Source organism: Nonomuraea sp. NPDC050783, from assembly GCF_040802095.1.
GTDB lineage: Bacteria > Actinomycetota > Actinomycetes > Streptosporangiales > Streptosporangiaceae > Nonomuraea.
The window spans coordinates 1-26,724 of the sequence record NZ_JBFAHK010000010.1; the positions used below are offsets into that span (position 1 = coordinate 1).

At 74.8% G+C, this 26,724-nt stretch carries 14 protein-coding genes; 10 read left to right on the plus strand and 4 right to left on the minus strand.

Going from position 1 to position 26,724, the window contains the following annotated elements; translation table 11 throughout:
- From AB0H75_RS25955 to AB0H75_RS25965, 3 genes are all read left to right on the plus strand, one after another.
- On the plus strand, nucleotides 1-2,607 hold a 2,607-nt coding region (locus AB0H75_RS25955), incomplete at its 5' end, for a response regulator (RefSeq protein WP_367800297.1).
- A gap of 82 nt (nucleotides 2,608-2,689) precedes the next feature.
- A complete protein-coding gene (locus AB0H75_RS25960; protein ID WP_367800298.1) occupies nucleotides 2,690-5,071 on the plus strand; it encodes a SpoIIE family protein phosphatase in 2,382 nt (793 codons plus the stop codon).
- 86 nt (nucleotides 5,072-5,157) lie between these two features.
- Nucleotides 5,158-6,879 (plus strand): protein kinase, encoded by a 1,722-nt coding sequence (locus tag AB0H75_RS25965; RefSeq protein WP_367800300.1) that lies wholly within the window; start codon nucleotides 5,158-5,160, stop codon nucleotides 6,877-6,879.
- A 386-nt stretch (nucleotides 6,880-7,265) separates the two neighbouring features.
- Here AB0H75_RS25965 and AB0H75_RS25970 read toward each other — a convergent pair whose 3' ends face one another.
- Entirely contained in the window at nucleotides 7,266-9,335 is a 2,070-nt protein-coding gene (locus tag AB0H75_RS25970; protein ID WP_367800302.1) for a sensor histidine kinase, read from the minus strand.
- Nucleotides 9,336-9,619: 284 nt separating this feature from the next.
- Here AB0H75_RS25970 and AB0H75_RS25975 point away from each other — a divergent pair, with 284 nt between their 5' ends.
- Nucleotides 9,620-13,039, plus strand: a complete 3,420-nt coding sequence (locus AB0H75_RS25975; protein ID WP_367800304.1) for a S8 family serine peptidase — start codon at nucleotides 9,620-9,622, stop codon at nucleotides 13,037-13,039.
- Nucleotides 13,040-13,092: 53 nt separating this feature from the next.
- Here AB0H75_RS25975 and AB0H75_RS25980 read toward each other — a convergent pair whose 3' ends face one another.
- A complete protein-coding gene (locus AB0H75_RS25980) occupies nucleotides 13,093-15,909 on the minus strand; it encodes an AAA family ATPase (protein WP_367800306.1) in 2,817 nt (938 codons plus the stop codon).
- A 63-nt stretch (nucleotides 15,910-15,972) separates the two neighbouring features.
- Between AB0H75_RS25980 and AB0H75_RS25985 the strand changes: the two genes are divergently transcribed.
- The 6 genes from AB0H75_RS25985 to AB0H75_RS26010 all read left to right on the plus strand — a co-directional run bounded on the left by AB0H75_RS25985 (nucleotide 15,973) and on the right by AB0H75_RS26010 (nucleotide 25,044).
- On the plus strand, nucleotides 15,973-16,701 hold the full coding sequence (locus AB0H75_RS25985) for an ABC transporter ATP-binding protein (protein WP_367800308.1): 729 nt from the start codon (nucleotides 15,973-15,975) through the stop codon (nucleotides 16,699-16,701).
- Nucleotides 16,695-19,259 carry an FtsX-like permease family protein gene (locus tag AB0H75_RS25990; RefSeq protein ID WP_367800310.1) on the plus strand — a complete coding sequence of 855 codons (2,565 nt, stop codon included), beginning with the start codon at nucleotides 16,695-16,697 and terminating at the stop codon, nucleotides 19,257-19,259. Before AB0H75_RS25985 ends, AB0H75_RS25990 begins: the two co-directional genes overlap by 7 nt.
- 99 nt (nucleotides 19,260-19,358) lie before the next feature.
- Complete coding sequence (locus AB0H75_RS25995) at nucleotides 19,359-20,639, plus strand: glycoside hydrolase (RefSeq protein ID WP_367800312.1); 1,281 nt, start codon at nucleotides 19,359-19,361, stop codon at nucleotides 20,637-20,639.
- 96 nt (nucleotides 20,640-20,735) lie between these two features.
- The gene (locus AB0H75_RS26000; protein ID WP_367800314.1) at nucleotides 20,736-21,359 is read left to right on the plus strand and encodes a TetR/AcrR family transcriptional regulator; all 624 of its coding nucleotides are present in this window, start codon (nucleotides 20,736-20,738) and stop codon (nucleotides 21,357-21,359) included.
- On the plus strand, nucleotides 21,359-23,095 hold the full coding sequence (locus AB0H75_RS26005) for an ABC transporter ATP-binding protein (RefSeq protein ID WP_367800316.1): 1,737 nt from the start codon (nucleotides 21,359-21,361) through the stop codon (nucleotides 23,093-23,095). The genes AB0H75_RS26000 and AB0H75_RS26005 overlap by 1 nt, the downstream gene beginning before the upstream one ends.
- A complete protein-coding gene (locus AB0H75_RS26010; RefSeq protein ID WP_367800318.1) occupies nucleotides 23,092-25,044 on the plus strand; it encodes an ABC transporter ATP-binding protein in 1,953 nt (650 codons plus the stop codon). The genes AB0H75_RS26005 and AB0H75_RS26010 overlap by 4 nt, the downstream gene beginning before the upstream one ends.
- Nucleotides 25,045-25,064: 20 nt before the next feature.
- Here AB0H75_RS26010 and AB0H75_RS26015 read toward each other — a convergent pair whose 3' ends face one another.
- Both AB0H75_RS26015 and AB0H75_RS26020 read right to left on the minus strand, forming a co-directional pair.
- The gene (locus AB0H75_RS26015) at nucleotides 25,065-25,592 is read right to left on the minus strand and encodes a hypothetical protein (protein WP_367800320.1); all 528 of its coding nucleotides are present in this window, start codon (nucleotides 25,590-25,592) and stop codon (nucleotides 25,065-25,067) included.
- Between the two features lie 64 nt (nucleotides 25,593-25,656).
- Nucleotides 25,657-26,658, minus strand: coding sequence for a 3-oxoacyl-ACP synthase III family protein (locus tag AB0H75_RS26020; protein ID WP_367800321.1), 1,002 nt, complete (start codon nucleotides 26,656-26,658; stop codon nucleotides 25,657-25,659).
- Nucleotides 26,659-26,724 lie beyond the last annotated feature (66 nt).

Here is a 26,724-nt window from a genome sequence, read left to right on the forward strand (position 1 = left end):
TCGGGCACCTGGAAGCGGCTGACCGAGAACGTCAACGAGCTGGCCGGCAACCTGACCCGGCAGGTGCGCGCGATCGCGGAGGTGACCAGCGCGGTCACCTCCGGCGACCTGACCCGCAGCATCACCGTGGACGCCGAGGGCGAGCTGGCCGACCTCAAGGACAACATCAACTCGATGGTCAAGTCGCTGCGCGAGACCACCACGGCCAACGAGCAGCAGGACTGGCTGAAGTCCAACCTGGCCCGCATGTCCGGCCTCATGCAGGGGCACCGGGATCTGGCGACGGTGGCCGAGCTGGTGATGAACGAGCTGGCGCCGCTGGTGTCGGCCCAGTACGGCGCGTTCTTCCTGGCCGAGGAGAGCGAGCTGAAGCTGATCAGCGCCTACGGCTACCCGGTGGAGGCCGAGCGCGCCCCCCGCTTCCGCCTCGGCGACGGCCTCATCGGGCAGGCCGCCCGCAGCCGCCGCACGATCGCGCTGACCGAGAACATCCCCTCAGGCGTCATCACCATCGACTCCGGCCTGGGCCGGATCGAGCCCGCCTCGCTCGTCGTGCTGCCGATCGTGGTCGAGGAGCAGGTGCTCGGCGTGATCGAGCTGGCCTCGGTGCAGGAGTTCACGCCCGTGCACCGGGCGTTCCTGGAGCAGCTCATGGAGACGATCGGGGTCAACCTCAACACGATCGTGGCCAACGCGCGTACCGATGAGCTGCTGAAGGAGTCCCAGCGGCTGGCCGCCGAGCTGCAGGCCCGCTCGGAGGAGCTGCAGAGCCAGCAGGAGGAGCTGCAGCGCTCCAACGCCGAGCTGGAGGAGAAGGCCGACCTCCTGGTCAGCCAGAACCAGGACATCGAGGCCAAGAACCTGGAGATCGAGCAGGCCAGGCAGGAGCTGGAGGACCGCGCCCAGCAGCTCGCGCTCGCCTCGAAGTACAAGAGCGAGTTCCTGGCCAACATGAGCCACGAGCTGCGCACGCCGCTCAACTCGCTGCTCATCCTGGCCCAGCTCCTGGCCCAGAACCACACGCGCAACCTGACCCCGAAGCAGGTCGAGTACGCGGAGATCATCCACTCGGCCGGCTCGGACCTGCTGCAGCTCATCAACGACATCCTCGACCTGTCGAAGGTCGAGGCGGGCAAGATGGACGTCAACCCCGAGTGGGTCCAGCTACGCCGCCTGCTCGACTACGTCGAGGCCACCTTCCAGCCCATGACCAGCGAGAAGAGCCTCGACTTCAACATCGTCACCGCCCCCGGCATCCCCAACGAGCTGCTGACCGACGACTCCCGACTGCGCCAGGTGCTGCGCAACCTGCTGTCCAACGCGGTCAAGTTCACCGAGACCGGCAAGGTCGAGCTGCGCATCGAGCCCGCCGCCCCGGCCGAGCTGCCCGCCACCGTGCGGGCCAACGGCCCGGCCCTCGCACTGCGCGTGGTGGACACCGGCATCGGCATCCCCGAGCAGCAGCTCGAAGTGATCTTCGGGGCGTTCCAGCAGGCCGACGGCACCACCAGCCGCAAGTACGGCGGCACCGGGCTCGGCCTGTCGATCTCCCGCGAGATCGCCTACCTGCTCGGCGGCGCGATCGCCGTGCAGAGCACGCCGGGCCAGGGCAGCGTGTTCACGTTGTACCTGCCGATCGCCCACCCCGCCTTCGCCGACGGCTCCGCGCGCGCCGCGGCCACGACGGCCGTCCAGGAGGGCGCGGAGGAGGCCGGGCAGGACACCGCGTCCGGCCCCGGCACGCCGGAGGACGGCTCCTCGCAGCACCGGCGGCTGCTGGTGATCGAGCAGCGCGCGGGCGGCCTGCTGTCGCTGGTCGCCGAGAGCGTGGTCCGCGAGCTGACCGACGGCAGGGACGACACCGTCGAGATCATCAGGGCCGCGGGCGCCGAGGAGGCCGCCGCGACGCTGGCCGCCCAGCCCTGCCACTGCATGGTGCTCGACCTGGACATGCCCGACCTGGCGGCGTTCCAGCTCCTGGAGGCCATGGACGGCGACCCGGCCCTGGCGGTCGTGCCCGTGCTGGCCTACAGCAACTGGCGGACCACCTCCCAGCAGAAGGCCCGGCTGCGCGAGCGCGCCGAGAACCAGGCCCTGGAGCTGCTGTCCAGCCTGGACGAGCTGCGCGAGCGCATCGCCCTGCACCTCACCGCCGAGCAGCCCGGCGACGTGCTGCCGCTGATCCGGACCGACGCGGTGGGCACGCTGTCCCGCCAGGAGGTGGACGGCATGCTCGCCGGCCGCACCGTGCTGGTGGTGGACGACGACACGCGCAACCTGTACGCGATCACCAGCATCCTGGAGATCCACGGCATGACCGTCCTGCACGCCGAGAACGGCCGCCAGGGCATCGAGACGCTGACCAACCACCCCGACATCGACATCGTGCTGATGGACGTGATGATGCCGGAGATGGACGGCTACGTCGCCACCGCCAAGATCCGCGAGATGCCGCAGTACGCCGACCTGCCGATCATCGCGGTGACCGCCAAGGCCATGCCGGGCGACCAGGAGAAGGCGCTGGGCGCGGGGGCCAGCGACTACGTCACCAAGCCGGTGGACTCCGACCACCTGCTGAGGCGGATCAGGCACTGGCTCGACGTCTAGGAGAGCGGCGTCCAGCGGAGCGACGTGTAGGAAAGCCCGGCACCTTCCCCCACCCGGCCTGAACGGCGAGGAGTAACCGACAGTGCACAGCCCTCAGGAGCCGGACCTCCCGGTGCCCGCCCGCGCCGAGGTCGCGGCGGTGAGCAACCTCGGGCGGCTGGCCGCCACCATCGAGCGGCTGCGCCGGCAGATCCAGGAGGCCCAGCGCGCGGCCGAGGGCCGGGCGCTGATCGAGGTGGCCAAGGGCATCCTCATCGAGCGGCTGCAGTGCGGCCTGGCGGGGGCCGCGCAGCAGCTCGAACTCCTCGCCGAGCAGGCCGGGGTGACGCAGCTCGAACTCGCCGCCGAGATCATCAACCAGGCTTCCCAGGACCGCATCAGCGAGGCCACCCGCGAGTTCCTGGACGCCACCCGCGCCGCCAACGCCCACCGCCGGGCGGCCGACGTGGCGGTGCGGCTGCGCTCGGCCGAGAACGGCATGCTGGAGGCCCAGGACGCGCAGGCGGTCGCCACCTCGCTGCTGGAGCACGCGCTGAAGCCGCTCGGCGCGACGAACGTCGCCGTCTGGACGGTCGGCTCCGACGGCTCGCTCAGCCTGGCCGCCTACGCGGGTTTCAGCACCGCCGAGGCCGACCGGTGGCGCTACGTCCCGCCCGGCGTGAAGACCCCCGCGCGCAGCGCGCTCGTCGAGCGGCAGTCCGTGTGGATCCGCTCGCTGGGCGAGGTCGGGCTGCCGTCGATCGGGATGAGCCTCACCCCCGACGGCGGCCGGGTGGCGGTGCCCGCCGGCACCGGCGGCCGCATCATGGGCGTGCTGGAGATCGGCTGGCCGGGCCCCGTCGGGCCGCAGCCGCCGCAGGTGCGCAAGCAGGTCGAGGCCCTGGCCGAGCTGTGCTCCCACACCCTCGAACGGCCGGTCGAGCCCGGCGGCGGCGCCGGGCAGTCGGAGCTGATCGGACTGGCCGACGCGCTGCCGGACGCCGCCCTGGTGCTCCAGCCGCACCTCGACCCGGCCGGCCGGCTCACCGACTTCCGCATCACCCACGCCAACCAGCACTTCGTGGACCCGGCGGGCCGGCCCAAGGGCGCGGTGGCCGGGGCGCTGCTGCTGGAGGCGTACCCGCTGGCGGCCGACGAGGGCGGCCTGTTCTCCGTGGTCGAGCACGTGCACGCCACCGGCGAGCCGTTCCGGGCGGAGAGCATGCCGCTCACCGCGCTGGTGGACGACGTGCCGCTGCAGAGCATCGCCGGCGTCAGCATCACCCGGCACGGCGACGGCGTGCTGCTCATCTGGCGCCTGGAGGACGAGGCCACCCGCCTGGCGAGCCTGCTCCAGCACGCCCAGCGCCTGGGCCGCATCGGCGGGTTCGAGGAGAACACGCTGACCGGCGAGATCACCTGGAACCGCCAGCTCTACGACCTGTACGGCATGAAGCCCGGCGAGCCGCCCATCCCGCTCGAACAGCTGGCCGACCACGCCCATCCCGACGAGGCCGTGCTCATCGGCCGCTTCCTGCGCACGCTGACGCACCACCGCCGGGCGGCCTCGACCGCGTTCCGGTTGCAGCGCTCCGACGGCATCTCCCGGCACATCCGGGTGGTGGCCGAGCCCGTCCTGTCGCCGGACGGGCGGCTGCTCGCGGTGCGCGGCGCGTACCAGGACATCTCCTCCCAGCACTGGACGGAAGTGGCGCTGGCCGCCACCCGCGACCAGCTCGCCCACACCGAGCAGCAGGCCGCCGAGCGCAACCGGCTGGCGCTCCAGCTCCAGCAGGCCATCATGCCGCCCACCCGGGGCCCGATGGAGGCCTTCGACCTCAACATCGCGGTCCGCTACCGCCCCGCCGAGAAGGAGCACCTGGTCGGCGGCGACTGGTACGACGCCGTGGTGCTGCCGTCCAAGCAGATCCTGCTGTCGGTCGGGGACGTCGCCGGGCACGGCATCGAGGCGGCCACCGGCATGGTCGTGCTGCGCAACGCGCTGCGCGGCCTGGCCGCCACGGGCGCCGGCCCCGCCCAGCTCCTGACCTGGCTCAACATGGTGGCCCACCACCTGACCGAGAACGTCACGGCCACCGCGATCTGCGGCCTGTACGACCCGGAGACCGGCGTGCTGCGCTGGGCGCGCGGCGGCCACCTGCCGCCCATCCTCATCCGCAAGGGCGAGGCGTCGGAGCTGGACCTCATCAACGGCGTCCTGCTGGGCGCCCTGTCGGAGGTCACCTACGAGGAGAGCCGGATCCAGCTCCTGCCCGGCGACACGCTCCTCATGTACACCGACGGCCTGATCGAACGGCGCGACCGCACCCTGCACCACTCCCAGCAGCAGCTCCTGCGGACGGCCGGCCATCCGGCGGCCTCCCTGGAGCACCGCCTGGACCACCTGCTCACCCACAGCAACTCCGACACGGACGACGACACCTGCCTGGTCGGCATCCAGCTCACCGCGCCGGCCGATGACTGAGCGCCCGGCCGCGGGTCGCGGATTCGACGCCGGGCCGTTACGTCAGTTCGTGCATGACTGGATGTTGATCGGGTAGGCCGGGCGCTATGTCCGTTTCGCGTGACGATGGTCTGGTACTGGCGGGCCGCTACCGGTTGCAGGCAGAGCTGGGCCGGGGTGGCATGGGCCGCGTCTGGCGCGGCCATGACGAGCTGCTGGACCGGCCCGTCGCGGTCAAGGAGGTCACCCTCGACCAGCGGCCGCCGTCCGAGCGCGAGGCGCTGCTGAGCCGGACCATGAGCGAGGCCCGCCTGGCCGCCCGGCTCAGCCACCCGCACATCGCCACCGTCTACGACGTGGTGGTGTTCGACGAGCGGCCGTGGATCGTGCTCCAGCTCGTCCCCGCGCCCACCCTGGCCGACGTGCTCACCGAGCGCGGCCCGCTGCCGCCCGCCGCCGTGGCCGCCCTCGGCCTCCAGGTGCTGGACGCCCTGGAGGCCGCGCACCAGGCCGGCATCGTGCACCGCGACGTCAAGCCCGCCAACATCCTCCTGGACGCCGGTGGGACGCACGCCGTGCTCACCGACTTCGGGCTGGCCACCAGCCTGGAGCAACCGGTGGGCCTCACCCAGGCGGGCATCGTCGTCGGCACGCCCGCCTACATCGCGCCGGAACGCGCGCGCGGCGGGCCGCCGACGCCGGAGGCCGACCTGTGGTCGCTGGGCGTGACCCTGTACACGGCGGTGGAGGGGCGTTCGCCGTTCGAGCAGGGCAGCGCGCTGGCCACGATCAGCGCCGTGCTCGTCGCCGACCCGGCGCCGTTCGAGCGGGCCGGGCCGCTCGCGCCGCTCCTCATGGGCCTGCTGGACAAGGATCCGCAGCGCCGCTGGAGCCTCGCCGCCGCCCGCCGCCACCTGCGCCGCATCCTCGCCCTGGAGGCCGCGGCGCCAGGCGGGCCCGCGGAGCCCGGAGAGCCCGCGGAGCCCGGGGAGCCCGCGGAGCCCGGCCGGCGTGCCGCGTCCCCCCGATCCGCCGGGCCTGCCCGGTCCGGCGGGTCCGGCGGGTCCGGCGGATCGGGCGCGTCCCGGCGGGCGGTGGCACGGGCCTGGCCGGGGATACGCGCCTGGGCGCGGGGCCGGGCGCCGGCGGGCGTACGGTCCGGGACGCGCGCGTTGCTCGCCGCCTCCTTCGGCCCCCGCATGGGCGGCATGCCGCGTACGGGAAGCGTCTCCTGGACGGGCGGCATGCCGCGCACGGGAAGCGTCTCCCGCGCGGGCGGCATGCCGCGCACGGGGGCCGTCGCGCCCCTGCCGTCCGGAGCGCTGGAAGCACCCGCGGCGGACGCGGGAGCGGCCCCTGGAGCGGGCGCGGTGGCCGGGCCGCGGAACGTGCCAGGCCGGCAGGTCGCCGCGATGGCCGCGCTGATCGTCAGCATCCTGGCCGTCACGTCCTGGCCGGGGAACGAGCCGGCGGGCGGCGCGACCGCCCAGGAGCCCCGCCCCGAGGCGGGCACGGCCACCGTCCCCCAGCGGCGGGCCCTCCCCGAGCAGCAGCCCGCCGTTCCCGAGGAGCCGGCCGCCCTTCAGGTACGCCCCGTCTCCGTCGAGCGCACGTCGGTCACCGTCAAGCGCACCGCCGGCAGGCAGGCCAGGGACCTCGGCGGCGAGCACGCCGCCGGGGTCACGCCCAGGCAGGCCCCGCCCCGGCAGGGCCGGTCGTTCGTGCCGCCGGGCCAGGCCAAGAAGACCGCCGCGCGGGGCGGCCACACCCCGCGGCAGGTCAAGCCGCTGCACCCCGGCAACGGCCGCGCCAGGGGGCACAACAAGTAGGGAGCCCGGGTTCGGTTCACCTGCCCTCGGCGGCGGGAATGTGTGCTCTCCAGGTGAGGTCGAGGAGCGGCCGGCCAAGGAACATACGAGACATGGACTCGAACAAGGCGAACTGCTCCTGCGGCCACGGCTCGTCCTGCTCATGCGCCTCCGGTTGCGGCTGCGGCTGCAACGGCTGACCGGCCCCGGCCGATCCCCACCGATCCCCACTGATCCCCGACCGACCCACGACACCACGAACGCCGAGCCGCGGCGCGTACCATTCCATGGCAACCGTCGTCCCCGCGATCAAGCCCGAGGTGCGCGCCGCGGCTTCGGTCCGTCCGGACGGCCCCGGCAGCGGGGGCGGGGGCCGGGGGCCGGGGGAGGGGGCCGGGGGAGGGGCCTCACAGCGGCAGCGTGGCCTCCACCTGCGTGCCGCCCGCCGCGGGCGAGGTGATCAGGCAGGTGCCGCCCAGCTCGGCGGCCCGCTCGCGCATCGAGGCGAAGCCCACGCCGGACCGCCGCCGTCGCGGCAGCCCCCTGCCGTCGTCGCGGACCCGCACCACGAGCGCGCGTGCCGAGCGGGCCAGCGTCACGGTGACCCGGCCGGCGGCGGCGTGCTTGCGCGCGTTCGTCAGCGCCTCCTGCGCGATGCGGTACGCGGCCACCTCGATGGCCGCGGGCAGGTCACCCGTCCCGCCCGTCACCTCGACCTCCACCGGCGGCCCCGGCTCGGCGGCCAGGGCGCGGACCGCGCCGGCCAGGCCCAGGTCGTCGAGGGTGGGCGGGCGCAGGCCGTACACCAGCTCGCGTACCTCCTGGCTGACCGAGTCCATGCCGCTGCGCAGGTCCAGCAGCAGCGCCTCGGCCGCGCCGGGCGCCTCGCGCAGGCTGAGGCGGGCCAGGTTCAGTGACATCGCCATGCCGGCCAGCGCCGTGCCGAGCCCGTCGTGCAGGTCGCGGCGGAGCCGGCGCCGCTCCTCCTCGCGGGCGGTCAGGATGCGCTCGCGGGAGCGTTGCAGGTCGGCGGCCATCAGCACGGCGTGCGCGACGTCCGCGACGAACGGGACCGCCACCCCGACGAGCCGCTCGGTGTAGGCGGCCGAGAAGCGGCGCGGCCCCGGCGGCCCGACCAGCATGCGGCCGACCGGCTCGCCGTGCCACACCAGCGGCACCACCCGGGGCCACGTCCCGGCCGCGCCCAGCTCCACCCGCAGCTCCGGCCGCGTCCCCGGCGGGCCGGCCTCGACCACGACACCGGTCACGCCGAGCCCGTCGCGCACCACGGAGGTGACCGCGGCCAGCGCGTTCGCCGGCTCCCGCGCGCCCACCTCGGTCGTGAGCCGGCGGGCCAGCTCCTCGGGGCGGCCGTGCCGGCCGTACAGCAGGGTGTCGGTCATGCGGCCCAGCCGGGCGCGCAGCGGCTGGAACAGCGCGCCGGCCGCCAGCGTGGCCGCCAGCCCGGCGAGCCGGTCGTAGCCCGACAGCAGCAGCCCGGCCAGGGCGCTGACGCCGAAGTACACCGCGCCGACGGTGACGACCAGGCCGGTCGCGATCACCGTGCGGCTGATGACGGTGTCGATGCCGTACAGGCGGTGCCGCAGCACCGCGAACGCGATGGCCACCGGGATCAGCGCGGCCCAGACGGTGGCCAGCGGCCAGGAGTCCTGCCCCAGCAGCAGGAACGCGGTGTAGACGACGAACGCCGACAGCGGCCAGGCGATCTGCCGCCGCCCGGCCGGCGCCGCCCGCCGCAGGCGTGCCAGCAGCGACAGCACGCCGAGCACCACGCAGGCGTTGATCACCGTCGTCAGGACGGCCTGCGCGCCCGCGTTGTAGGGGGCCAGCGCCTCGACGGCCAGCGGGTTGGGGATGACCTCGGGATAGCGGTAGGCGGCCGCGGGCGGCGCGGGCCGCAGCACGCCGCGCAGCCCCTCGGCGACCGTCGCCGCCACACCCACGACCGCCACCGGCAGCCAGCGCCGCGACGGCAGCCGGTCGTCGGGGGACAGCAGCGGCAGCAGCGCCGACAACGCGCACGCGGCCACCACCCAGCCCGCCAGGGCCGCGATCCGCAGCCGGCCCGCGCCCTCCAGGTCGCCGCCCGCGGCCAGGGCGAGCTGCAACCCGGTGGCCATGACGTTGACCGCCGAGCCGAGCCCGCCGGCGCACATCAGCCAGGCCAGCCGCAGCCGCGGGCGGTGCCGGATCAGGAACGCTCCCGTCAGCGGGAACGCCACCCCGGCCGCGTGGTCGGGCACGAACGGCGGCCACGGCGCCCACTCCGGCGGCACCGACCACTGGATCGCGGTGCCGGCGAGGGTCAGCGTCACCGACAGCGCGGCCAGCAGCCCGGAGACCCACCGCGCCCGCCCGTCGGCCGTGCCCGCCGGGGCGCCCGCCGGGGTGTCCGCCGGGGCGCCCGCTGGGGCGCCCGCCGGGATGCCCGCCGGGGTGCCCGTCTCAACGTTCACGCGGTGCCCGTCCCGTTCCTGCTGGGGAAGCCGCACGTCATCCCCGGTCCTGCGATGCCTCATCGTACGACGTCCGCAAACGGACGCGATCAGCCCCGTGCCTGGGACGTCCCCACTGGTTACACTCCAGTCCGGAGCCCGGCCGCCCCGCCAGGACGGCGGCTCCAGCTCGTCACCCGCCGGGGAGGGGTCTGCTCTCTCTCCGGCGTGCCCCGACGCCGGGTGACCCGACGCCTCCGCGAGCGGCCGACGAGGCCCACGCAGCCCCTCGGCGAGGAGGTCCCGTGTCATCCAGCTCCCTGTCGCCCCGCTCCCGGCCGTCCCGTTCCTGGTTATCCCGCTCCTCTTCGTTCCGCGCCCGTGCTTCCCGCGCCCGGCCGTCGCGCCTGCGCAGGCTCGCCGCGGCCGCCGCGGGCCTGGGCGTCGTCCTGGCCCTGAGCCCGGCGGCGGCGTTCGCGAGCCCCGTCCCGTCCCCGCCGGCGACCGGCAAGTGGAAGGCCGTCCCGCTGAGCGGCGGCGAGCTGGTGGACGGCGCCAAGTCCGCGTCGGGCAAGCTCGCCAGGAGCGACGCCGCCCTGCTCCGCGGCACCTCGCCGAAGCCGGTCAACGTCGTGGTCAAGCTCGACTACGACTCCCTGGCCGCCTACCGCGGCGGCCTGCCCGGCCTGCCGGGCACCAGCCCCGCCGTCACCGGCAAGGCGCTCGACCCGAGGAGCGCCGACGCCAGGAAGTACGCCGGGCACATCGAGGACGTCGAGAACGCCTTCCTCGCCGAGCTGTCCAGGAAGGTCCCCGGCGCCGACGTCGGCCAGCGCATCAGGACCGTCTACGGCGGCATCGCGCTGCGCATCCCCGGCGACAAGGCGGCCGAGGTGCTCAAGCTGCCCGGCGTGGCCGCCGTCCAGGAGGACAAGCCCGAGCGGCTGCTCACCGACTCCAGCCCGGCCTTCATCGGCGCCGACGCCGTCTACCCGAAGCTCGGCGGCAGCGCCACCGCCGGCAAGGGCGTGATCGTGGGCGTGCTGGACAGCGGCGCCTGGCCCGAGCACCCGTCCTTCGCCGACCGGCCGGGGCTGCCCGCCGCGCCGCCCACCAAGGACGGCACGCCGCGCGAGTGCGACTTCGGCGACAACCCGCTGACGCCCGCGAACGACCCGTTCACCTGCACCAACAAGCTCATCGGCGGGCGGCCGTTCCTCGACACCTACAATGAGGTCTTCGGCGGCGAGGTCTACCCCGACAGCGCCCGCGACTCCAACGGCCACGGCACCCACACCGCCACCACCTCGGCCGGCGGGCCGGTGGCCGACGCCGACCCGCTCGGCATCAGCCGCGGCCCGATCCACGGCATCGCGCCCGGCGCGGCCGTGTCGGTCTACAAGGTCTGCGGCGCGGAGGGCTGCTTCCCCTCCGACTCGGCGCAGGCGGTGGCGCGGGCCATCCTGGACGGCGTCCGGGTCATCAACTTCTCCATCTCCGGCGGCAGCGACCCCTACAGCGACCCGGTCGAGCTGGCGTTCCTGGACGCGTACGCGGCCGGCGTGCTCGTCTCGGCCTCGGCCGGCAACTCCGGGCCCGGCGCCGCCACCACCGACCACCGGGGGCCGTGGGTCACCACGGTCGCCGCGTCCACGCAGAACCGCACGTTCCAGTCGACGCTCACGCTGAGCGGCGGCGGCGCGACGGCGACGGTCAAGGGCGCCTCCATCACGGCGGGCATCTCCTCGCCGCTGCCCGTGGTGCTCGCCTCGGCGCCGCCGTACAACAACGCGGACTGCGACACCCCGGCCCCGGCCGGGATCTTCACCGGGAAGATCGTCGCCTGCGAGCGCACCCCCAACCGGGTGCTGAAGGGCTTCAACGTCCGGCAGGGCGGCGCGGCCGGGATGATCCTCTACAACACCTTCCCGTTCGACGTCTTCACCGACAACCACTGGATCCCGACGGTGCACCTCGACAAGCCGGAGGCCGACACGCTGCTGGCCTTCCTGGCCGCCCACCCGGGCACCACCGCGTCGTTCACCCAGGGCACGAAGACCACCTGGCAGGGCGACCGGATGACGTACTTCTCCTCGCGCGGCCCCGGCGGCGACTTCCTCAAGCCGGACGTGACCGCGCCCGGCCTGCACATCATGGCCGGCATGACGCCGACGCCGGAGTCGCCGCTCGAAGGGCCGCCCGGCAACCGCTTCCAGGTCATCTCGGGCACCTCGATGTCGGCCCCGCACGTGACCGGCGCGGCGGCGCTGGTGTTCGCCCTGCACCCCGGCTGGACGCCGGGACAGGTGAAGTCCGCGCTGGAGACCACCGGCAGGACCGCGGTCACCAAGCCGGACGGCACCACCCCGGCCGACCCGTTCGACATGGGCGGCGGGCGCATCGACCTGACCAAGGCCGGCGACCCCGGCCTGACCCTGGACGAGAGCGCCGCGAACTTCGCCGCCTCCGCGACCGACCCGCGCGACCGCATCGACCTCAACCTGCCGTCGGTGAACGCGCCCGTCATGCCGGGCGCCATCACCGCCGAGCGCAGGGTCACCAACGTCACCGACCGCACGCTCACCTTCACCGCCACGGGCCGGACGGTCAGCGGCGCCGCCATCGCCGTGGTGCCGCCGCTGCTGTCGGTGGCGCCCGGCAAGACCGCCCGGCTCAGCGTGGTGATCACCGCGCCCGAGCTGCCCGACGGCCAGTACTTCGGCCAGGTGGACCTCAAGCAGGTGGGCGGCTCGCGCGCGCTGCACCTGCCGGTCGCGTTCTACCGCCAGGAGGGCGTCGTCCCGGTGGACCAGACCTGCGTGCCGGACACCATCGCCAGGAACACCGGCGAGTCCACCTGCACGGTCACGGTCCAGAACACCAGCCTGGAGAGCGCCGAGGTCACCGCGCTGAGCACGCTCGACGCGCGGCTGCGCCTGAACAGCGTCACCGGGGCCACCAAGGTCGGCACCCAGATCGCCACGGCCAAGGCGACGCTGGCCGGGCGGCAGCCCGACCGGCCGACCGTCGCGCCCGGCGCCGGCCCGGCCGGGTACCTGCCGCTCGACGCGTTCGGCGTCACCCCGACGCCGATCGGCGACGAGCAGGCGCTGAACCTCACCGTGCCGGCGTTCACCTTCGCCGGCCGCACCTACACCAGGCTCGGCGTGGTCTCCAACGGCTACACCGTCGCGGGCGGCACCAACGGCGCGGAGGACATCGCGTTCGAGCCGCAGACGCTGCCCGACCCGGAGCGGCCGAACGGCGTGCTCGCCTCCTACTGGACCGACCTCGACGGCACCGGCGCCCCCGGCGTCTACGCCACCATCCTCACCGACGGGGTCAACGACTGGGTGGTCGTCGAGTGGCGGGTCAACGCCTACGGCACCAGCGCGCTCAAGGTGTTCCAGCAGTGGATCGGGCTGAACGGCACCGAGGACATCAGCTACGCCTACGACCCCGAGCGCCTGCCCGGGGAACCGCCGGCCGGCTTCGGCCTGACGGTGGGCGCCGAGAACGCCGAGGGCACGGCCGGTGACCAGATATCCGGCCCGCCCACCGGCGACCTCGTCGTGCGGAGCACCCCCGGCGCGCCCGGCGGGACGCTCACGTACTCGATGAAGATCAAGGGCGTCAGCGCGGGCGCCGGGAAGGTCACCACGGCCACCTCGACGCCGCAGGTGAAGGGCGTCACCGTGGAGGTGGACACGATCAACGTCCAGTGACCCGGATCTCCGGGCCGCGGGCAGGCCGCCCGCGGCCCGGAGCACCCTCGTCGTCAGGGCAGGTCGAGCCCGGCGAGCTGGGCCCGGCTGGTCACGCCCAGCTTGGGGAAGGCCCGGTACAGGTGGTAGCTGACGGTCTTGGGGCTGAGGAAGAGCCGCGCGCCGATCTCCTTGTTCGTGCGGCCGGCCGCGGCCAGGCGGACGATCTGCAGCTCCTGCGGTGACAGCGCGGACGTGGCGTCCGTGCCGGCGGCGGGCAGGTCGCCGTCGCCCGCGGCACGCAGCTCGTTCGCGGCCCGCTCGGCCCACGGGCGGGCCTCCAGCCGCCGGAACGTCTCCAGCGCGGCCCGCAGATGGGTGCGGGCCTCGCGCTTGCGCCGCTCCCTGCGCAGGCGCTCGCCGTGCAGCAGCGCGGTGCGCGCCGCCTCCCAGGGGTGGCCGCCGCGCGCGTGCAGCCGGGCGGCGGCGGCGAAGTGGCCGAGCGCCCGCTCTCCGTCGGGCTCCAGCAGCGCCCGGCAGCGCTCCAGGACGGCCCGCGCCCACGGCAGATCCGCGGCCTCGGCCCAGCGCGCGTAGCGGTCCAGCGCCTCCCCGGCGGGCCGGCCCAGCCGGGCGGCGGCCTCGATCTGGTCGGGCGCCAGGTGCACCGCCTGGAACTGGAGGCGCACGGGGCCGGCCAGCGCCGCCTCCAGCCGCTCCAGCGCCTCCGCGGCCCGGCCCCGGCCCAGGTCGAGCAGGGCCTGCGCCCACTGCGCCCAGGCCAGGCCGTTGACGATGCCGTTGGCGTCGTGGTGCTCGCGGGCGGCCGCGGCGTGCGCGGCGCACCGCTCCGCCTCGCCGCGCGCGGCGGCCAGCCAGGCCAGGATGCCCCGCATGCAGCCGGCCCGGCTCGGCCCGCCGCTCTCGGCGGACAGCAGCAGGCCCTCCTCGGCGGTGGCGGCGGCGTCCGCGAACCGGCCCAGGAAGATCTCGGCGGTGGCGAGCGTGATGTGCAGGATGACGAGCTTGCCGACCTCGCCGCCGGCCCGGCACTCGTCGGCGGCGGCGCGGGCGATCTCCCACGCCGCCGGGAAGTCGCCGGTCCGGAGGGCGAAGTAGGAGGCGTTGATCCGGCGCGTGTTCATCACCGAGGCGACGCGGCTGCCGCCGGCCACCACCTCGCGCATGACCGGCAGGGCGGCGGCGGGCCCGTCGGTGAGCAGCATCGCCATGCTGTGGGCGGACTGCCGGGCCAGGTCGAGGTCGTCCTCCGGGCGCAGGTCCAGCTCGCGCAGGCGGGCGGCGGCCTCGATCAGCCGGCCCGCGTCGCCGAGCCGGTTGGCGTTGCTCGCCGCCTCCACCAGCATCTGGCCGGCGGTGCCGCGGTCCTCGGCCGCGATCTGCGCGGCCCCTTCCAGCAGCAGGTCGTGGGCCAGGTGGGGAGAGCCCTGACCGAAGGCGATCCTGGCCCGCAGGCGGGGGAGCGTGCCACGGGCCCCCTGCTCGGGGGCGAGCGCGACGGCGGCCTCGATGAGCCGCTGGGCGCGGCGCAGCTGGCCGGTCTCGGTGGCCCGCTCGGCGGCCGACAGCAGGCGGCGGCCCTTGGCCGGGCCGTCCTCGCTCAGCTCGGCGGCCCGTTCGAGGGCGGCGCAGGCGCTGACGGCCGCGCCGCGCCGCTCGGCCCGGGCGGCCAGGTCCTCCAGCGCCCGCGCGGCGCTCTCGTCCGGGCCGGTCGCGGCGGCGGCCAGGTGCCAGGCCCGGCGGTCCGGCTGGTCGCGCAAGAGGCCGGCCAGGGCCGCGTGCGCCTTCAGCCGCAGGTCGTACGTGCTGAGCCGGACGGCCGCGGCCCGCATCAGCGGGTGGGCGAAGCGTACCTGCCGTCCGGTGACGGCGACCAGCCCGGACTGCTCGGCCGCGCCGAGCGCGGCGGGGCCGGCGCCGAGCGCGGCGCACGCGCCGGTGACGACGGCCAGGTCGCCGTCGTCGGCCAGTGCCGTGACCAGCAGCGCGGTACGGGCGTCGGCGGGCAGGCGGCCGATGCGGGCGGCGTAGGCCCGGCGCAGGCGCTCCGGCAGCGGCGGCGCGCCGCGGTCGAAGGGCGGGTCGTAGGCCGGGTCGTAGGGCTGGGCGGAGGGCTGGGCGGAGGACGGGCCGGGCAGGCGGGGCAGTTCGAGCAGGGCGAGCGGGTTGCCGGCGCTCTCCTCGATGATCCGGGCCCGGGCCGTGGCGGCCAGCCCGGGAGCGGCCTCGGCGAGCAGCCGCGCGGCGCTGTCGTCGTCAAGCCCGCCGAGCCGCAGCTCCGGCAGCCCGGCCGCGTCGAACCCGCCACCGAACCCGCCGCCGAACCCGCTCCCGGGGCCGAGCCCGTCGCCCAGGTCCGGTCCGCTCGTGCCGAAGCCGTCGCGGGCGGCGAACAACAGCACCACGCCCTCCGCGTGCAGCCGGCGCGCGGCGAAGCGCAGGGCGCGCGCCGACGCCTGGTCCAGCCAGTGCGCGTCGTCCACCAGACACAGCAGCGGCCGGTCCTCGGCCAGCTCGGCCAGCAGCGACAACACGGCCACGCCGACGTGGAAACGGTCGTCGGGCCGCGCCGCGGCCAGGCCCAGCGCGCCCGCCAGCGCCGCCGCCTGCGGCCCCGGCAGCGCGTCCAGGCGGTCCAGCCCGCCGCGCAGGAGCAGGTGGAGCGAGGCGTACGGAAGATCGGCCTCCGTCTCGACGCCCAGGCCGCGCAGCACCTGGAACCCGGCCGCGCGCTCCTCGGCGTAGGCCAGCAACGCCGTCTTGCCGATGCCCGGCTCGCCGCTGATCACCAGCACGCCGGAGCGGCCCTCCCGGGCCCGGTCGAGGAGCGCGCCGACGGCACGTTGTTCCGACTCCCGCCCCCGCAGCACGGAAGGAATCCTAGTCACTCGTCCGGTACCGCCCGTCCACGGCGTTCCCTAGCGTCGTCGTCCATGAAACCCCCGCACGTGGTCGACCTGATCTCGGTGACCAGACATTACGCACACGGCGTCACGGCGCTCGACGACGTGTCGATCGGCTTCGGCGCCGGCACGTTCACGGCCGTGATGGGCCCGTCGGGATCGGGCAAGTCCACGCTGCTGCAGTGCGCGGCCGGGCTCGACCGGCCCAGCGCCGGACGGGTCGTCGTGGACGGGCGGGACCTGGCGGAGCTCGGCGACCGGAGGCTGACGCTGCTGCGGCGCGACCGCATCGGGTTCGTCTTCCAGTCCTTCAACCTGCTGCCGTCGCTCACCGCCGCCCAGAACGTCGCGCTGCCGCTGCGGCTGGCGGGCCGGCGTCCCGACGCCCGGCAGGTGCGCCAGAGCCTGGCCGCGGTGGGTTTGGCCGAGCGGGCCGGCCACCGGCCCGCCGAGATGTCCGGCGGCCAGCAGCAGCGGGTGGCCATCGCCCGCGCGCTGATCACCCGGCCGGCCGTGTTGTTCGCCGACGAGCCCACCGGCGCGCTCGACGCCGGCACCAGCCGGGAGGTGCTGCGCCTGCTGCGCGACCTGGTGGACGGGCAGGCGCAGACCGTCGTCATGGTCACCCACGATCCCGTGGCGGCCTCGTACGCCGACCGCGTGGTGTTCCTGGCCGACGGCCGGATCTACGGCGAGTTGCGCGACCCCTCCGCCGAGGAGATCGCCACCCGGATGTTGCACCTGGAGGCGTCGTGCTGAGGATCGCCTGGTCCACGCTGCGCGTGCGGTGGCCGTCGTTCGCGGGCACGTTCGTCGCCCTCGCGCTCGGCGCGGCGTTGACGGCCGCGCTCGGGCAGGTGCTGGTCTCCAGCGTCTCCTCGCCGGGACGGGCGCCGCAGCGGTACGCCGCCGTTCCCGTCGTGGTCGCCCCCGACGAGCGGATGGCCGTGCGGAGCCGGCTCGGCGAGAGCACCGCGCCGCTGGCCGAGCCGCGGGGGCTGGCCGCCGGGCTGGTCGCGCGGCTGCCCGGCGCGGTGGTGGACCGGGTCTTCCCCGCGCGGCTCGCCGGCGGCCCGCCGGCCGTCGGGCGGCCCTGGTCGGCGGCGCGCACGGCGCCGCAGCCGCTGGTCGCGGGCCGGGCGCCCGCCGCGGACAGCGAGATCGTCGTGACCGGGGGCGCGCGGGTGGGAGCGCGGGCCCGGGTGGTGACCGCGGCCGGGGCGCGGGCGTACCGGGTGGTGGGGCTCGCCGCGCCGGGGCCGCAGCCGACGGTGTTCTTCACCGACGAGCGGGCCGCCCGCCTGTCGCCGCGCATCGACGCCCTGGCCCTCTGGCGGCCGGTCGCCGAGGTCCGCGCCGTCCTGGGCGAGGCGGCGGCCACCGGCGCCGCGACCGAGGGCACCGGCTGGTCCGGCACCCCACCGGACACCGCTCCGGCCGGCGGGGCGTCGCACGCCGCCGCGAACGGGCCGGTGCGGGACGGCGGAGCGGGCGGGCCGGTGGTCTCGGAGCGGGTACGGGTGCTGACCGGGGCGGAGCGGGCGCTGCTGGACCCGTTCCACGAGGCCGATGAGGAGGCACGCGACAACGCGAGCACGATCGCCGGCATCGCCGCCGGTTTCGCCGCTTTCGTTGCCGTCTTCGTGGTCTCGTCCACCTTCGCTTTCGCGGTCGGCCAGCGCCGCCGCGAGTTCGCCCTGCTCCGCACCCTCGGCGCGACCGCCCGCCAGATCAGGCGCATGGTGTACGGCGAGGCCCTGCTGGTGGCGGTCACCGCCGCCGCGCTCGGCGCGCTGACCGGCCCGCTCGCCACCGGCCCGATCCTGCGCCTGCTGGCCTCGCTCGGCATGGCGCCCGCCTGGCTGAGGCCCGCCACCGGCGCCGCGCCCGCCCTCGTCGCCTTCGGCGCCGGTGTGCTGGTGGCGGTGCTCGGCGTGGCCCTGGCCGCCCGCCGCGCCGGCCGGGTACGCCCCGCCGAGGCGCTGCGCGAGGCGGCCGTCGAGCCCCGGGTCATGACCCCGGGCCGCTGGCTCGCCGGCGGCGGCCTGCTCGCCGCGGCGGTCGGCAGCATGCTGGTCAACGCCGTCACCGATCCGGCGGGGGCGACCAACAACAAGACGTTCATGCCGGTCGTCATGCTGCTCATCGCCGGGGTCGGGCTGCTCGCGCCGGTCTTCGTCGGCCCGGCCGCGCGGCTGCTGGCCGTCCCGCTGGGCCGCGCGCGCGGCGCGGGCGGCCTGGTGGTCACCGCCGGGGCGATGGCCTCGACCCGGCGCACCGCCGCCACGGCCGCGCCGGTCCTGGTCACCGTCGCCCTGGCGGCCACGCTGCTGGGCGGCGCCGCGCTGACCGACGCCACGAAGGCCGCGATGCGCACCGCGCCCGTGCGCGCCGATCACCTGGTGCTGCCCACCGGCGCGGCCGGTCTGGACCGGCAGCTCGTCGAGCGCCTGCGCGCCGTTCCCGGGGCCGAGGTCACCACCACGACGCGGACGAGCCTCTACACCCTCGAAGGGGAGGGCACCCAGCTCATCCGGCGCCCGGCCGAGGCCGTGGACCCGGCCGGGCTCACCACGGTTCTGTCGATACCGGTGAGCGCCGGCTCGCTGGCGGGGTTGCGGGACGACACGATCGCCGTCTCGCCCACCTGGGAGCTGGGCCTGGGGGAGCGGGTGAGGTTGTGGCGGGCCGACGGCAGCCCGGTGGCGCTGACGGTCGTCGCGCTGCTCGGCGCGGACGCCCCCGCCGACTCCTACGTCACCCCGGCGCACGCGGGCGCCGCCCTGCCGTCGGCCGCCTACGTGACGCCGCGCCCCGGCGCCCCGGCGGCCGGCCTGGGCGAGGCCCTGGAACGGGCCGCCGAGGGGCACAACGCCCGCGCCGTGACCAGGGCCGCCTGGGCGACGGAGGTCGCGGACGGCGGCGCGTCCGCCGGCCGTCTCGGCGCGCTGGCCGTGCTCGCCATCATGCTGGGCTACACGGTGATCGCGATGGTCAACACGTTGCTGATGGCGGCGCCCGACCGGGCGGGGGAGCACGGCGCGCTGCGCCTGCTCGGCGCGACCAGGCCGCAGCTCCTGCGGTACGTCGTGGGCGAGGCGCTGCTGGTCGTGGCGGTGGGCGTACTGCTCTCCGCCGTGGCCACCGCGCTCGGGCTGCTCGGCCTGTACGCGGCGCTGCTCCAGCTGTCCGGGCCGGTCCCGTTCGACGTGCCCTGGGAGCCGGTCGCCGGGGTGATCGTCCTGTGCGGCGTGCTCGCGGTGGCGGCGGTCGTCGTGCCCGCGACCCGGGTCCGGGCGGCGGCGATTCCCCGCTGAGGCGGCCGGAGGCTCCCGTCCGGCCGGGTGATCGCACTATCATCCGCGCAACGACCGGCCCCGCCGTCCGCCTGAGGACCCACCCGCTCCGGAGCGCCCGTGACGAACGAACCATCGGTGATCGAGATCGACGATCGCGTGCGGCACCAGACGATCGACGGGTTCGGGATCTCCGCGGCGTTCCGGCGCGGCGAGCTGATCAGGGCCCTGCCGGAAGGCCCCCGGCGGGAGGTCCTCGACCTGCTGTTCAGCACGGAGAAGGGCGCCGGGCTCAGCATCCTGCGGCTCGGCGTCGGCTCGGCCCCGGCGGGCGGCCCGTACGACGAGATGGCCTCGATCCAGCCCGAGGACCCCGGCGGCCCGGACGCCCCGCCCGCGTACGTGTGGGACGGCGACGACCACGGCCAGGTCTGGCTGGCCAGGGCCGCCCAGGAGTACGGCGTGCGCCGCTTCTTCGCCGTCGCCTGGAGCGCCCCCGGCTACATGAAGGACACCGGCCAGGACCGGCACGGCGGCCGGCTCAAGCCCGAGTGGCGGCGGGCGTACGCGGACTACCTGGTGCAGTACACCAGGTTCTACGCCGCCGAGGGCGTCCGGATCACCGACCTGGCCTTCGCCAACGAGCCCGACTGGACGGCCCCGCACGCCTCCATGCGCTTCACCCCGGCGGAGGCCGCCGAGTTCGTCAAGGTGCTCGGCCCGGTGGCCGGGGACGAGGGCGTGGGGCTGGTGTGCTGCGAGTCGCTGGGCTGGACCGAGGCGGCGGCGTACACGGCCGCCGTCGAGGCCGACCCGCAGGCCCGCCGGTGGGTGCGGGCGCACAGCGGGCACGGCTACGCCACCCCGGTGGACTTCCCGCTGCCGACCAAGAGGCCGACGTGGATGTCGGAGTGGAACCCGAGCGGCACCGCCTGGACCGAGGGCTGGTACGACGACAGCGGCTCCGACGGCTACACCGTCGCCTCGGCCGTGCACGACGCGCTCACCCTGGGCGGCGTGTCGGCCTACCTGTACTGGCTGGGTGCCTCGACGGGCACCACCAGGGCGCTGCTGCTGATCGACGAGGCGGCCGGGACGTACCGGGTGTCCAAGCGGCTGTGGGCGCTGGCGGCCTGGAGCAGGTTCGTACGGCCCGGGGCGGTCCGCGTCGGGGCGGTGTCGGCCGAGCCGGCGCTGAGGGTGTCGGCCTTCCGCAACCCCGGCGGCTCGCGCGTCGTGGTGGTCCTCAACACCGGCATGGCGGCCGTCACCTGGGCGGGGCTGGAGGAGGGGGCGGTGGCGTACCTGACCGGCGAGCACGCCTCCCTCGACCCGGTGCCGGTCGTGGACGGCGCCGTGACGCTGCCGCCCCGTGCCCTGACGACGGTCGTCCTCCCCTGAAGGCCGGGCGCCCGGCCGGGCGGCTGAAGGCCCGGCCGGGCGCCCGGCGACAAAATGGTTTGAACGAGTGAGTACTCGCTCATTACACTCTCCTCCATGACCAAACGGCGCAGAGTGCCGGCCCTGGCGCCGGAAGCCCGTCGTGCCGCGCTCATCGCCGCCACGATCCCGCTGCTGCGCGAGCATGGCACCGCGGTCAGCACCCGCCAGATCGCCGAGGCGGCGGGCGTGGCCGAGGGCACGATCTTCGGCGTCTTCCCCGACAAGGCGTCGCTGCTGCGGGCGGCGGTCATGAGCGCGTTCGACCCGGTGGCCGCGATCGACGCGCTCGCGGCCATCGACCCCGGGCTGGAGCTGCGGGCCCGGCTGTGCGAGGCGGTCACGCTGCTGCGCACCGGCATGACCGCCAACGCCAAGCTCATGACCGTGCCCAAGGAGCTGCTGGCCGACGACGCCGAGTTCCAGCAGCACATGCTCGACGGCAGGAAGCGCGTCGCCGACGCGCTGGTCACCCTCATGGAGCCCGACCGCGACCGGCTGCGCCGCTCGCCCGAGGCCGCGGCGAACCTGCTGCTCATGCTGATCGCGGCACGCGTGCACCACGGCTTCGGCCTGGGCGGCGACTTCGGCGGCATGGACGACGCCGAGACCGTCTCCATCCTGCTCGACGGGCTGCTCGTGCGGCCCTTACCCACCCCTGCGAAAGAAAGCGCCCCTTGATGCTGCTCCGTCTTCTGCGGGGCCAGCTCAGGCCGTACGGGAAAGAGATCACGCTCGTCGTCCTCTTCCAGTTCGTGCAGACGCTGGCCACGCTCTACCTGCCCACGCTCAACGCCGACATCATCGACGACGGCGTCGTCAAGGGCGACACCGCTTACATCGTGCGCGTCGGGCTGGTGATGCTCGGCGTGACGCTCGTCCAGATCGTCTGTTCGGTGGTGGCCGTCTACTACGGCGCCCGCACCTCGATGGCGCTCGGCCGCGACCTGCGGGCCGCGATCTTCCACCGGGTGCAGGACTTCTCCGTCCAGGAGGTCAACAGGTTCGGGGCGCCGTCCCTGATCACCCGGACCACCAACGACGTGCAGCAGATCCAGCTGCTCGTCCTCATGACCTTCACCATGATGGTGGCGGCGCCGATCATGTGCGTCGGCGGCATCGTGCTGGCGCTGAACCAGGACGTGGCGCTGTCGTCGCTGCTGCTGGTCGTGCTGCCGCTGATGATCCTCATCGTCGCGCTGGTCGTGGCGCGGATGCGGCCGCTGTTCAAGATCATGCAGGACCGGATCGACCGCATCAACCAGGTGCTGCGCGAGCAGATCACCGGCATCCGGGTCATCCGGGCCTTCGTCCGCGACCAGCACGAGCGCGAGCGCTTCGGCGTGGCCAACGAGCAGCTCACCGACGTGTCGCTGCGGGTCGGGCAGCTCATGGCGCTGATGTTCCCCACCGTCATGCTGGTGGTCAACCTCTCCAGCGTGGCCGTCGTGTGGTTCGGCGGCCACCGCATCGCCGACGGCAGCATGGAGGTCGGCGCGCTGACCGCGGTGATCTCCTACCTCATGCAGATCCTCATGTCGGTGATGATGGCGATGTTCATGTTCATGATGATCCCGCGCGCCGAGGTCTGCGCCGAGCGCATCGAGGAGGTGCTCGGCACCGAGCCGACCGTCCACCCGCCGGCCGAGCCCGTCACCCCCGAGCGCCGCATCGGCGAGCTGGAGCTGCGCTCGGTCGACTTCCGCTACCCCGGCGCCGAGGAGCCGGTGCTGAGCGGCATCAGCTTCGCCGCCCGGCCCGGCCGCACCACCGCGATCATCGGCAGCACCGGCAGCGGCAAGACCACGCTGCTCAACCTCATCCCGCGGCTGTTCGACGCGAGCGCCGGCGAGGTGCTGGTGGACGGCGTGGACGTGCGCCGCCTCAACCCGGCCGCGCTGTCCCGCACGGTCGGCCTGGTGCCGCAGTCGCCCTACCTGTTCTCCGGCACCGTCGCCTCCAACCTGCGCTACGGCCGGCCGGACGCCACCGACGAGGAGCTGTGGCGCGCCCTGGAGATCGCCCAGGCCCGCGACTTCGTCGAGGCCATGCCCGGCGGCCTGGAGGAGCCCATCGCCCAGGGCGGCACCAACGTCTCCGGCGGCCAGCGCCAGCGCCTGGCCATCGCCAGGACCCTCGTGCACCGGCCCGAGATCTACCTGTTCGACGACTCTTTCTCCGCCCTCGACTACGCCACCGACGCCCGGCTGCGGGCCGCGCTGGCCGAGGAGATCGCCGACGCCACGATCGTCATCGTGGCCCAGCGGGTGAGCACCATCCGCGACGCCGACCGCATCCTCGTGCTCGACGACGGCCGCCTGGTCGGCAGCGGCACCCACGCCGAGCTGATGGACGGCTGCCCGACGTACCGGGAGATCGTGCTGTCCCAGCTCACCGAACAGGAGGCAGCAGCGTGACGACCCAGACGCCCGCGCGCCGCCCGCAACCCGCGTTCGGCCCCGGCCGGATGATGAGCGGGCCCGCGGAGAAGGCCCTCGACTTCGGCGGCACGCTGCGCCGCGTGCTGCGGCTGCTGCGGCCGGAGCGCCTGCTGCTGGCCGTCGTCCTGGCGCTCGGCACGGCCAGCGTCGCGCTGACCGTGGCAGGACCCAAGATCCTCGGCCAGGCCACCGACCTGATCTTCTCCGGCATCATCGGCGCCCAGCTCCCCGCCGGGGCCACCAAGGAGCAGGTCGTGGCGGGGCTGCGCGCCCGCGGCCAGGACACCTTCGCCGACATGGTCGCCGCCATGCACGTCGTGCCCGGCCACGGCATCGACTTCACCGCGCTCGCCCAGATCCTGGCCTGGGTGCTGGCGGTCTACGTGCTGGCGGCGCTGCTCGGCATCGTCCAGTTCCGGCTGACCACGGTGATCGTGCAGCGGGCCGCGTACCGGCTGCGCGAGCAGATCGAGGCGAAGCTGTCGCGGCTGCCGCTCAGCTACTTCGACGGTCAGCCGCGCGGCGAGATCCTCAGCCGCGCCACCAACGACACCGACAACATCGCCCAGACGCTCCAGCAGACGATGAGCCAGCTCATCTCGTCGGTGCTGACCGTGGTCGGGGTGCTGGCGATGATGTTCTGGATCTCGCCGGTGCTGGCCCTCATCGCGCTGGTCACCGTGCCGGTCTCGGTGTGGGTCACCGCGGCGATCGGCAAGCGGTCGCAGCCGCAGTTCATCAAGCAGTGGGCCTCGACCGGCCGGCTCAACGGCCACATCGAGGAGATGTACGGCGGGCACACGCTGGTCAGCGTGTTCGGCCGGCAGAAGGAGGCCGCCGAGACCTTCGACCGGCACAACGAGGCCCTGTTCGCCTCCAGCTTCCGCGCCCAGTTCATCTCCGGCGCCATCCAGCCGGCGATGATGTTCATCGGCAACCTCAACTACGTGCTGGTCGCCGTGGTCGGCGGGCTCAAGGTGGCCTCCGGCTCGATCTCGCTGGGCGACGTGCAGGCGTTCGTCCAGTACTCCCGGCAGTTCAGCCAGCCGCTGACCCAGGTGGCCGGCATGGCGAACCTGGTGCAGTCGGGCATCGCCTCGGCCGAGCGCGTCTTCGAGCTGCTGGACGCCGCCGAGCAGTCGCCGGAGCCCGCCGAGCCCGAGCGGCCCGCGCGGCTCAGGGGGCGGGTGGCGTTCGAGAACGTGTCCTTCCGCTACGCCGAGGACCGGCCGCTCATCGAGAACCTGTCGCTCACCGTCGAGCCCGGCCAGACGGTGGCCATCGTGGGCCCCACGGGAGCGGGCAAGACCACGCTGGTCAACCTCATCATGCGCTTCTACGAGGTGACCGGCGGGCGCATCACGCTCGACGGCGTGGACATCGCCCGGATGTCGCGGGAGGAGCTGCGCGCCGGCATCGGCATGGTGCTGCAGGACACCTGGCTGTTCGGCGGCACCATCGCGGAGAACATCGGCTACGGCGCCGGGGACGCCACCCGCGAGCGCATCGAGGCCGCCGCGCGGGCCGCCCACGTGGACCGCATCGCGCTCACCCTGCCCGACGGCTACGACACCGTGATCGACGAGGAGGGCGGGACGGTCAGCGCGGGCGAGAAGCAGCTCATCACCATCGCGCGGGCGTTCCTGTCCGACCCGGCGATCCTCATCCTGGACGAGGCCACCAGCTCGGTCGACACCCGCACCGAGGTCCTCATCCAGCGGGCGATGAGCACGCTGCGCGAGGGCCGCACCAGCTTCGTCATCGCCCACCGGCTGTCCACGATCCGCGACGCCAGCCTCATCCTGGTCATGGAGGACGGCCGGATCGTCGAGCAGGGCACGCACGAGTCGCTGCTGGCGGCCGGCGGCGCCTACGCCCGGCTGTACTCCGCCCAGTTCGCCCAGGCGGTCGTGGAGGTGGACTAGCGGGCCGCCGGGCCGCCGGGTCAGGTCGCGAACGTGATCGTGCCGGTGCCCTGGACGGAGGTCAGGCCCCTGGCGACGCAGCCGCTGACGTCGCTGGTCGGGGTCGCGGTGCCGCTGACCCGGGCGCCGGCCAGCGGGCCCTTGGTGATGCTGCCGCCGAGCAGCATGTCGCCCGGGTTGTAGCTCTGCACCCGGTTGGCGGCCGGCCGCAGGGTGGACACGCCCGCCGGCCGGCCGTCGGGGCCGTACCAGGTGATGCGGCCCTTGCCGTGGATGTCCTGGGCACCGGTGCAGAAGGCGCGCCCGGTGCCCCGGACGGTCATCCGGCCCGAGCGCAGGCCCGCCGCCGCGCCCGTGCCGGCGCAGCCGGTGAGGACGAGGGTGGCCTTGGCGGTGACCGCGCGCGGCAGGAACCCCACGGCCGGGGTGAAGGTCACCGGCTGCCCGGGGGCCGTGCCGACCTGGCAGGTCAGCGTGTCCTGCGGGGCGGCCCCCGGCAGGGCGGCGGCGGCGAGCGCCGCGGCGATCAGGAACGCGGGAACGGGCATCGTCGTGCTCTCCTCGAACCGTTGACGGGACCGGCCGGCGGGGCCGGCCGGCAGGGCGGGACCCTCACCAGCGCAGGAGCACGGTGCCCGCGCTCACCCCGCTGCCCACCCCGACCAGCGCGACCAGGTCGCCGCGCCGCACGCGGCCGGCCTCGACCGCCCGGTGGAGCTGGACGAGCAGGGTCGAGGAGACGAGGTTGCCGTGCTCCTCGACCGTCACCTCGACCTTGCCGACCGGGATCCCGGTCAGCTCGCAGAAATGGTGCAGGGACGGCAGCGACGCCTGGTGGACGCAGATCGCGGCCATGTCCTCCCAGCCCAGCCCGCGCTCGGCCAGCGGCTGCCGCAGCACGTCCAGGTCGAGCTTGCAGACGCCGATGGCCAGCTCCCTGAAGTCGACGGCGAAGGGACGCACCTCCACGCCGCCCTCGGGGCGGACCGCGAGCGGGACGATCGCGGCGGGCCAGGCGGGGGAGTGCGCGCAGAAGCGGTGCCCGAGGACGCCCGGCGTGCTCGCGCGCCGCAGCAGCAGCGCCGCGCCCGAGTCGGAGACGGTGTAGGAGGGCAGGGCGGCGGTGAAGTCGTCCTCCGAGCCCAGCCGCCACCCGGTCATCGCGGTCGCCCGCTCGCCGCAGGCGACCAGGACCGTGTGGTAGCGGCCGGCCGTGATCAGCGTCTCGGCCAGCTCGATCGCGTTCAGCGCGCTGGTGCAGGCGTTGCGGACGTCGAACACCGGGCAGCCGGCGCCCAGCCCCGCGGCGACCATGTGCGCCGTGGCGGGCTCCATGGCGTCGCTGCTCACCCCGGCGAAGATGATCAGATCGAGGGCCGGTGGCGCGATGCCGGTCTCCTCCAGCAGCTCGCGGGCGGCCAGCACGGCCAGGTCGGCGACCGTCTGCTCCGGCTCGGCCAGGTGCCGCCGCCGCACCCCGGTGGAGTGCTCGATCAGGCCGCGCGGGACGCGCACGCCGGGATTGCGAGTGGCCAGCTCCTCCTCCAGCTCGGCGCTCGTCAGGCTCCGCTCCGGCAGATGCACGGCCACTCCGGCCACCTGGGCATAGCGCATGCCCATCCCCCCTCAAGATCCCCTGTGCCGCCCACCCTAGAGAGCCGGCGGGCACCCGCCCCGGCG

Excerpts from the sequence above, each read along its gene's own strand:
- AB0H75_RS25965 (WP_367800300.1), top strand. The coding sequence starts at position 5,158 with ATGTCCGTTTCGCGTGACGATGGTCTGGTACTGGCGGGCCGCTACCGG.
- AB0H75_RS25985 (WP_367800308.1), top strand. The coding sequence starts at position 15,973 with ATGAAACCCCCGCACGTGGTCGACCTGATCTCGGTGACCAGACATTAC.
- AB0H75_RS26000 (WP_367800314.1), top strand. The coding sequence starts at position 20,736 with ATGACCAAACGGCGCAGAGTGCCGGCCCTGGCGCCGGAAGCCCGTCGT.
- AB0H75_RS26005 (WP_367800316.1), top strand. The coding sequence starts at position 21,359 with ATGCTGCTCCGTCTTCTGCGGGGCCAGCTCAGGCCGTACGGGAAAGAG.
- AB0H75_RS26015 (WP_367800320.1), bottom strand. The coding sequence starts at position 25,592 with ATGCCCGTTCCCGCGTTCCTGATCGCCGCGGCGCTCGCCGCCGCCGCC.
- AB0H75_RS26020 (WP_367800321.1), bottom strand. The coding sequence starts at position 26,658 with ATGCGCTATGCCCAGGTGGCCGGAGTGGCCGTGCATCTGCCGGAGCGG.